Below are 9,002 nucleotides of genomic sequence, written 5' to 3'. Positions count from 1 at the left end.
CAATAACACAAGTCGTTTAATATCAAAAACTGATAAAATAAACTTATCGAGTTGATTATGGAACTTAATTATGATGGGCAGAAAAATAGCAGTTTAAAAGACAATCCTCTTTTAAAAATCGAATATACCTTTAAAAATCCGATCACAATTCTAAAAAGTAAAATATTAAATATAATATTCATTCATTAATTCACAATAATTATGTTCTACTAATTTTAAAAAAAGTCAGATTCATAAAAATTTCAGAACTTCATCACATGGACTTGCAAAAGTATCTATGCCTGCAACTAATGTATTAGCAGATTAAATATTTGATAAAGGAAATTAATTTAAAAACAAACAGTAGTTAAAATTATGAGAGCTCCTTTCAAGTATTCTGATTGTTGGTTTTGCTGGTGAAATAAAAAAGTAAGTACTGCCCACCAGATACCATTACCCACATAACTTGCATTAATACACTCACCATTGGGACGATAAATAGTAATTTATTTATCTACAACAAATTGAATCCGGTTTAATAAATTACAAAGAAAAAATGCTCAAAAAAGTAGCAAATTATCCACTACTTTTTATTGATATATAACTCAATTTATTAAATAAATACCTCATTAAGGAGGAATTCTCTTTTTATCAAATAGTCATAAACTTTTCACTGAACAGGAAGTTATGATTTATCCCCCTGCCAAAATTGTTTTTCTTCCTTCTTTTGAAATTTCTTCTTTTTTAAATTCTACATTGAATTTAACATTTTCAATTGTTTCTTTTAATGCTTCAAGGGTTTCATTTCTATGAGAACCTAAAACAGCAACTAAAAATAATGTGTCTCCTGTGTAAAATTCACCAATATAATGAACAACTGAAATTTCATGAACATTATATTTAATTTTAGTATTGTCAACTATTTTCTCAATTTCATCTACAGTTTTTTCAACATCAGGAGTTGATAAAATCAACTTTTCCAAATGCATATTCTCATCTTTTCCACGAACCATTCCTTCAAAAGTGAAAATTACTCCAGAATAATCAATTTTATTATTCTTTTTCAAATCAGCAATTAAATCAGCTGCTGTAATTTTATCATCCTTAGCTTTTATAACTTGTACAACCATTTTAAAAACACCATTTATTTAAATAAAAATTAAAATTAAGAGGTTTTTTCAAACCCCTTCTATCTCATTCAGATTTTCAATTTGCTTGTCAAAATCATTTAACTTGCGGGCAAGCCCCTCAAAGTAAGGAATATATACCTTTGAAAATGCCAATCTATTCGGATTTTCATCAGCATTTGCAATCTGTGTTTTCACCCTTTCGATTTTACGTTCAACTTCATCATACATTAAATCACCGGGGAATTCACCAATAAATACTCCATCCGCACCATTATCAAGTGCATATTTAATATGGCTAGGCCTTACACGATTAACAGAGTGAACTTTTATTATATGTATCGATTCCGGATAATTCAGTCTATTAACTCCAATATTATCCGCCGCAGTATAACCTATAGAATCCAAGAATACCAATATGATACGCTCATCATCCACTTTCTTAGATAATACACCATTAATTGTAGCGAATATCTTCTCATCAATATTACCGTTAATGTTGATTGCACCATGTTGACAAACAGTTAAACATTTTCCACAACCGTCACAACTCATCGGATCCAAGACCAGTTCATCATCAATAATGCTTAAAGCCTTAAACTTACATTTAGCTAAACAGTCCCCACATAATTGACATTTTTCATGGTCAATATCTGCAATGAATGGTTCAATTTCTACTCCACCATGATTGTATTCACTGACTTTAGATGCTGCGGCTGTTGCTTGCATTATCGAATCAGTAATATCCTTGGGGTCTTGTGCAGTACCACAAACAAATACTCCCTGAACATCTGTTGTAACCGGTTTAATTTTGGGATGTGATTCTTTTATGAATGAATCTTCCGTAGTTCCAATGTTTAAGATTTCTGCAATTTCCTTAGTTCCTTCAGAGGGTTCCATCGCCGTTGAAAGTACAACCATATCACATTCAATTTCTTCAAATTCGCCTTTAATGGTGTTTTCAACACGTACAATGAAATTATCCCCTTTAACGGCAACTTCACCAGGTCTCCCCCTTAAGAACCTAACTTCATTAGATTGTGTATGTTTATAGTATTTTTCAAACATTCCAGGAGTTCTCACATCAGTATAACAAATTAAAACATCAGTACCAGGATACTTGTGTTTAATGATGTTTGCATTTTTAGATGCGACCGAACAGCATATTTTAGAACAATACTTATGTCCATCCGGCTTTTCATCCCTTGAACCTACACATTGAATCATCACAACTCTTTTTGGAACTTCACCATTGGCTTTTAATAATTTGCCTTTTGTTGGTCCATTTACGCCAGTTATACGTCCAAGTTCCGCTTGTGTAATAATATCCGGATGTCTTTTATAGGAGTAATCAGGCCTTTTATTAGGGTCTATCAATTGATGACCGGTAGCTATTATAATAGAACCTACCTGAAGTGGAACTTTCTCAGGTTTTTGTTTTAGAGAAATTGCATCCATCATACATTGACGTTTACACTCCCCGCACTTTGTACATGCATCCCCGTCAATTACATATGCTTCAGGATAGGATTGTCCATATGGTCTATAAATTGCTTTCCTTAAAGATAAACCTTCATTCCAGTCATCGGGAACATTGATTTCACAGACATCACTACATTTTCCGCATGCGATACATTTATCGATGTCAACAAATCTTGGAGATTTCTCTACAATAAGGTTATATGTTCCAGCATGACGATTTGCACTGATAATCTTTGAGTTAGTCCAAACAGTTATGTTTTCATTCCATACCAAATCATTTAGAATAGGATTAAGCAAACACATACCGCATTCTTCAGCAATTTTCACTGGAGAGAAAACTTTTCCGATTTTAGCCATATGCCCACCTAATGTTGGTGACTGTTCGATAATAGTGACTTTTGTTCCCTGTCGTGCAAGGGATAATGCTGCATTCATTCCAGCAATCCCCCCTCCAATAACTGCTACCTCATCAGGGGTTTGACAGTAAATAGGATTAACTTCATCTGACTGCTTGACCTTTTCTATAGATGCATTAATAAGCGTGATGGCTTTTTTTGTAGCTTTCGGTTTATCCTCATGAACCCAAGAACATTGTTCCCTTATATTCGCCATATCCATCAAATAAGGATTTAGAGGTCTTACATAATCTTGGAATGTTTTTTCATGACTTATAGGCGAACATGCGCCAATTACAACCCTATCCAAATGATGTTCGATAATTGCATCACGTATGATTTTACGTCCATTTAATGAGCATAAATTTTCAAATTGTTCTATTACCTCAACATCAAGTGATTGTCTGACTTCATCCAAATCTACGGTATCGGAGATGTTTCCACCACATTCACATAAGAAAACACCAATTTTCAAATCTCCACTCATGATTCAACCTCCTTTAATTCTGTAATCACAGAATCGATTTTGGAAGTGTGTGCCTGAACACCGACAACACTCTCCCAATCAGCACCCATTGCAATAGCAATGAATTGGGAAATATTCAAGTGAATCGCTTTAAATTCCCTACCTTCCCTTTTAGAGATTAATGGTTGATATCTGTCAAATTGTATATGGCAATTAGGACATAAATGCACTACAATTTCAACACCTTCATCCTTAAGTGAATTCATTTTGTCTGCTGTCGCTGTAAATGATAAATCTGGATTAGAATATCTTTGCCTAAATCCTGTACCGCATGATGCTCTTTTATGATCATACCATCCAATTGTTTTGCATCCGCAGGCTTCAATGAGTTCATCAATTATATTCGGATCCCTTACACCAGCAATGGTATCTTCATAATGAACTTTACAGTAATGACACCCATGGTGGGTAGCTATCTTGTATTGGCTTAAATCATATTTAATATGCTTTTTAATTTCGTCTTTTTTACCATATAAAATATCTACAAAATGAAAGATATTTTCTGTAGGCATCAAATCATTTTTTTCATATTTCAAATGGTCCAAACCATTTTCTTCAAATAAAGTATTGATTTCATCCCGCAAGTCATCTTTATTATTTAATAACTTAACGGATTTTTTGTTAATTGCATAACATGTAGCACACATCATTACAAGATTAGGTCTTCCGAGATTTTGAGCAACTTTAAAATTACGTGCCCCAATTGCAGTTGTTGAAACTTGATCAAAAACATCAGAATAATGTCCTAATCCAGTACAACAAGTCTGTTTTTCAGAAATGCCATAATCAATACCTAATTTTTCAAAAACATATTTTGTCGAGGATTCAATACCAGGATACTCTACACTTACAAGACAACTTCTAAACAGAAGAAGATTTTTATCTGGAATATCTTTCATTTGTTAGCCTCCTCTTCTTGTGATTTTCTAATATTTTCCATTCTTTGCTTAAATCCAGTAATTGTTAAAATTAAACTAACTTCCTCAATAACATCTTCTGGAGGCATTAATGGAGGATAAAGATTTAATTTATCCCTATTTTCTTCTAATTTTTCAAATCTAATCTCCTCCCATCCAGGGACATCTTTTGCAATATCCTCAAAAAATATTTCCGGGATTGCACCAATTGCAGCATCAAAATATGAGTCGGCAAACCCAAGATATTCATAAAGCTTATCCCATCCTATACCTTGGTTTATTGCAAATTGTTTTAATATTTGATTTACTTCACAAACACTGTTCCCAACTGGACATACACTATGACAAGTATAACAATAAAAACAATTCCATAAATAATCTTCATGCATTATTGTTTCATCACCGTCAAGAACTCTTTCAATAATTTCTCTAGGATTATATTCAGAATGGCGTGCTGCAGGACATGTGGAAGTACATAAACCACATTGCACACATTTCAAGACACCATCATCGCGAGTATTCTTTACATTAACTATTACATCTTCTGCAAAATTAATGGGGGCGTCATTAATCTTTTGTTGAGTAGTCATTAAAACCACCTCACTACAAAGTAAATTCCTGTGTTTCAATTAACTTTTTCAACTGATTTGATAATTTATTTCCTCTTAATCTATCAGATTGCCTACAGATAATTGGCACATTGACTAATTTATCATTAATTTCCAAATCAACATCGCCGGTATTCATGTCAAATGCATCATTCTTACAGAAGTGAGCACATAATCCACATCCAAAGCACCTTGTCAAATCCAATCTTTCATTTGCAAATGCCTTTGTTGGACAAATCTCTTCAATCGTACATGAATCACATTTTGAACATTTTAATCTGTCATATTGTGGTCTTAAATCATAGCCTTCCCACATTTCTTTGTAGTTGGTTTCACCTAATGGTAAATGACGACCCTTGATTTCTGCTAATGGCAATTTAATGTTTTCATCCGTGATGAGCAGATTATTATATATTTCCTCATTTAAAACTGGAATAGGTATGGCCACAGTATCATAAACTTCACCGCCCTGCCCAGTTTTATATCCACCGAGATAATATGGGTCCATCTGCTTATAATCAGCAGTCAACATTAAATTCGGTTTTTCAGCACTAGAACGTGTACCGTCACCTAAAACATACCCCTCAGCTCCATTGAATAAAAATCTGGTTCCAGTTTTTATTACATTGTGTGGAATATCATTTTGCAATGGATTCAAATCGCCACATCCTGAAAATGTTAAACCAGAAAGATTTCCTTCTAATGGAATTGCGGAAAAAATAGAATTAATTGGTTCGTTATAAGTATTAACAAAAGCAGTATAATTTTTAAATGCCATTCTAGTTCCTATAATTTGGCCTCTTCCAATATCATCTATAGTTATTGTGTTTTCAATAGTTTTACCTTCAACACTTTCAACTCTCACATCAATTGTTTTGCCTTCCAAAAGTTCTTTTAAAACAAAACCTCCACCATAATTGTGGTCATATATTGAATGAGTAGTCCCATGAAGTATAACATCAATTGCACCTAACCATTCGTTTGGACATGGTCCTGCATGTGCTGGAACCCCATTTAAAAATACTTCTTCAGCTCGTATGAATTCCCCCGGTCCAGAAACTATAAAATTGAGTATAGCAGCTGTACCACTCATTACACCACAAGTTCCTGTTGTAACCACATCAACTTCATCAAAACTTGGAGTGTTACCTTCTTTAATAAGTTTTTTAAACTCTTCTGCCGTGTAGATATTGGCATCGCCGTTTTCAATCTTTTGATTGATCTGGCTAATAGTTCTTTGATTAGTCAATTTCACTACTCTCCTAAACTTTCCTTATTTTCCAATTTGCTTCTTCTTTAAGACAATAAATCCCTTAAAGGTTTAATATCATCACTGGAATCCATGCCCGAGTTTAGTGTATTATCCAGTAGGATGAAATAGACTAAGCTTTGTAAGGTAAATTTTTACTTTTACCAAAGCAATCTAGGATTTAATCAATTTCATCATTTGATTTCGCCCGATTTTATCAATTGATATCTTTCACCTTCTCATATTTTCTCATTATAAAGAAGAGTTGATATTTAGATAAACTATCCCTTCCATTTAATTTTTTAAATTTTAAGATAGAAACTTAAAAATATCACAATAGTTATATTTTTAACTTATAGTATTTAAATATAACAATAGTTAACTTTAATGGGAAAATCTATCACAAAAAAGTAAACTCAAAATCTGAAAAATGTAATGTTGTTCAAGGTGAAACTATGGCAAAAGACTATCATGTAATCGAAGCGTTAGGTAAAACAGAAGTAGTAATAGAAAATGGAGAAGTAACCTCAGTTGGAGAACCCCTTGTTGATTTCTGCCCTATTTTTTATAAAATTGATGGTGCTGAACATCTAACTAAAGATTTCATAAAATGGAATATGGAAAAAAGAATCCGGGAATTTGGAATGTGCACACCTCAAAGAGTAGTGAAAATGAAAGATTTCATGAGCTTTGGAATATCTGAAATTCTAAGAACAAACATTGAATTAGGATTGATTGACTGTGTTGTTGGCGTGTGCGAAGGTGTTGGAACATTACTGATGACAGATCCTGAAATTATTCAGGGAGTAGGTGGTCGAGTATCGGCACTTATTAGCACTACACCCATACCGGAAGTTATTGAACAAGTTGGAATTGAAAACGTATTAAATCCAGAAACAGCTGATTTAAACCCTATTAAAGGATTGGAAATGGCAATTGAAAGAGGCTATAAGAATATTGCAATTACAATTTTACCATCCAAATCAATTGAAGAAATCGGCCAATATCCTTTGCCCGATGGTGTAAATATATATATGTTTGTAGCACACACCACGAATGCAAGTTTAAAAGAAGTGGAAACTGCATTTAAATACTGTGAAGTCATTACTGCATGTTCATCTAAAAATGTTAGAGGTTGGGCTGAAAAAGAAAAATCATACTATTCCGGATCCAAGGTTCCGATTATTGCAATTACTGAAAAAGGAAGAGAATTCTTAGATAATCGGCTTGAAAAAATTGGTAAACCACTGACAACCAATGATTATCCAATGAATAAAGAAGAACATTCAAAACCATTAGTATGAAAAAAGTGAAAGAGGAATTAATTGAATATCCTCTCTTTAATATAATATTTCAAAAAATAAATATGGGAGATTCAATCGAGTCTCCTAATATTTTCAAATGCTTTTTCAATATATTCATCTTGGTTCATGTCTTCACATGCTTTTTTTGAAAAATCTAAATCTGCATGTGTTTGCGGATATCTTGGAACTGCACTACATCCTCCATCATCAATTTCAGATATTTTAAACGTTCCTATATCCTTTGCAATAGCAGTGATTTCTTCTTTATCCAAACCAATTAATGGAGATAATATTGGTATGTTCACACCATATCTTGTTACTAAAATATTGGGCAATGTTTGTGATGCAACCTGACCAACACTGCTTCCATCAACAATAGCATCGGCACCCAATTCTGTTGCTAACTTTTCTGCTATTTTATACATTCCAGATTTACATAATACACAAGTCATTCTCTCCGGAGCTTTAGTTTTAGCAGTTTGAAGATATTCACCATAGTCTACAACTCTTTTTTTGATAGGTGATCCTTTTGCATATGTGTTCAATTGATCAACCAATAAATTAAAGTTTTCAGTTACTTTTGGACCTGAAAATGGGTCATTGTTAAAGTGAAGCGCTATGACCTCACAACCCCTTTTCATCATCAGATATGCGGCCACTGGCGAGTCAATTCCACTTGAAATTAATGCAACAACCTTTCCCTGTGTTCCAAGAGGCAAACCTCCTGGACCCTTGATTTTTTCATGGAAAATATATGTATCATTTTCCCTAACTTCAACAAAAATAGTCAATTCAGGATTTGTCAAATCAACCGGTGCTGATACGACATTTCTTACAATGTTTCCGCAATATGCACCCATTTCCTGTGAAGTAAAGTCATGATTTCCTACACGCCTGCAATTAATTGCAAATTTTGTGTTCTCATCAATAAGATTTTCTTTAATTAAATCTTTAACATATTCAGTTAAATCTTTTTCAATATCTTCGTATGTTGTTTTAGTTGATACTGCAGGAGAATATGATACTACACCAAACACATGATTTAATTTTTCTATTCCCTCATCAAAGTTTTTTGGATGAATATATAATCTACCTTGATTCCTTTCAACTTTACATTCAAATGTTGCCTTAATATTTTTAACAAGTCTTTTTTCAAAACGTACCCTTATTTTAGGACTTTTTACACCTATTTCACCATATCTAGCCAGTATTAAATCGTAATTCATTCAAACACTCTCTAATTTTGATATATGCTGAAAATTAATAGCAATCCCTTCAATACTAGTTAAAATATAACAGCAAGTATAACATATAAAATTTGATATTATATAAATGTTTTTATAAGATTGTTTAAAAAACAAAAAGAATTATAACACTTTGATATCCTTTAAATGTTTAATTAAAGCAAATAGTGA

At 32.8% G+C, this 9,002-nt stretch carries 7 protein-coding genes; 1 reads left to right on the top strand and 6 read right to left on the bottom strand.

Annotated features, from left to right (window positions below; genetic code table 11):
• Window positions 1-671 precede the first annotated feature (671 nt).
• Genes ACKI4K_RS01320 through ACKI4K_RS01300 form a run of 5 tightly spaced genes read right to left on the bottom strand, consistent with a single transcriptional unit; the run spans window position 672 to window position 6,283 of the window.
• On the bottom strand, window positions 672-1,109 hold the full coding sequence (locus tag ACKI4K_RS01320) for a molybdenum cofactor biosynthesis protein MoaE (RefSeq protein ID WP_407378490.1): 438 nt from the start codon (window positions 1,107-1,109) through the stop codon (window positions 672-674).
• Window positions 1,110-1,157: 48 nt separating this feature from the next.
• The gene (hdrA, locus tag ACKI4K_RS01315) at window positions 1,158-3,470 is read right to left on the bottom strand and encodes a ferredoxin:CoB-CoM heterodisulfide reductase subunit HdrA (protein WP_407421498.1); all 2,313 of its coding nucleotides are present in this window, start codon (window positions 3,468-3,470) and stop codon (window positions 1,158-1,160) included.
• Complete coding sequence (gene hdrB, locus ACKI4K_RS01310; RefSeq protein WP_407421496.1) at window positions 3,467-4,408, bottom strand: ferredoxin:CoB-CoM heterodisulfide reductase subunit HdrB; 942 nt, start codon at window positions 4,406-4,408, stop codon at window positions 3,467-3,469. The genes hdrA and hdrB overlap by 4 nt, the downstream gene beginning before the upstream one ends.
• On the bottom strand, window positions 4,405-5,016 hold the full coding sequence (gene hdrC / locus ACKI4K_RS01305) for a ferredoxin:CoB-CoM heterodisulfide reductase subunit HdrC (protein ID WP_407421494.1): 612 nt from the start codon (window positions 5,014-5,016) through the stop codon (window positions 4,405-4,407). The genes hdrB and hdrC overlap by 4 nt, the downstream gene beginning before the upstream one ends.
• A gap of 13 nt (window positions 5,017-5,029) precedes the next feature.
• A complete protein-coding gene (locus ACKI4K_RS01300; protein WP_407421492.1) occupies window positions 5,030-6,283 on the bottom strand; it encodes a methanogenesis marker 16 metalloprotein in 1,254 nt (417 codons plus the stop codon).
• 455 nt (window positions 6,284-6,738) lie between these two features.
• On the opposite strand from ACKI4K_RS01300, the gene ACKI4K_RS01295 reads away from it, so the two are divergent.
• Window positions 6,739-7,587, top strand: a complete 849-nt coding sequence (locus tag ACKI4K_RS01295) for a methanogenesis marker 8 protein (protein WP_407421490.1) — start codon at window positions 6,739-6,741, stop codon at window positions 7,585-7,587.
• Between the two features lie 71 nt (window positions 7,588-7,658).
• Here the strand turns inward: ACKI4K_RS01295 and thiI are convergent, their stop codons facing one another.
• Entirely contained in the window at window positions 7,659-8,813 is a 1,155-nt protein-coding gene (gene thiI, locus ACKI4K_RS01290) for a tRNA uracil 4-sulfurtransferase ThiI (RefSeq protein WP_407421488.1), read from the bottom strand.
• Window positions 8,814-9,002 lie beyond the last annotated feature (189 nt).

The organism is Methanobrevibacter sp. (assembly GCF_045644645.1).
GTDB lineage: Archaea > Methanobacteriota > Methanobacteria > Methanobacteriales > Methanobacteriaceae > Methanocatella.
This window is presented reverse-complemented; position numbering and strand designations above follow the sequence as displayed.